General features: G+C 71.4%; 1 protein-coding gene. It reads right to left on the bottom strand.

All coding sequences use genetic code 11. The features are described 5' to 3' along the window. Nucleotides 1–421: amidase family protein (locus AC4FQ5_RS19975; RefSeq protein WP_491146417.1), on the bottom strand; the 421-nt coding region annotated here is incomplete at its 3' end. Nucleotides 422–583: the final 162 nt, after the last annotated feature.

Raw genomic sequence — 583 nt, 5'->3', positions numbered from 1 at the left:
CGTACTCGGGCACGTTGGTCTTGCCGATGCGGACGGCACCCGCATTCCGGAGACGGGCGACGTGGAGATCGTCGCGTTCTGCGACATCGTGCGCGTGACGACGCGATCCGTGCGTCGTCGGGAAGCCGGCGGTCGCGTGTGTGTCCTTGATGCTGATCGGCAGGCCGTGGAGCGCCCCGAGCGGACGACCGGCCGCGCGTGCCTCGTCGGCGGATCGCGCCTCGCGGAGGGCGCCGTCGGCGTCGATCGACACGACGGCGTTGACGGCACCGTTGGCCTCGTGGATGCGATCGAGGTGGTCGGTCATCACCTCGACGGCCGAGACCTCGCCCGTGCCCATGAGACGGGCGAGCTCCGTCGCGCTGAGGCCATGGAGACGGTTCCGGTCCAGATCGCCGGCGGTCGCTGTTCGCTCGCTCATCGGTCCCGTCCCCGCCGGGCCCCTCCCGACGTCACGCGTCGCAACCTACCGGCTCCGCGGTGTCGACCGCGAGCGGGGGCCTCTCGCACTGTGCGAACGCCGCAGGCGTCAGCGGCGCGTGCCGTCGTCGAATGCGACGTCGAGGTCGAAGAAGCGGTCGAC

This window comes from Chryseobacterium sp. DT-167 (assembly GCF_058310155.1).
Note: the sequence above shows the minus strand (reverse complement) of the source record. Positions and strands in the feature narration are given on the sequence as shown.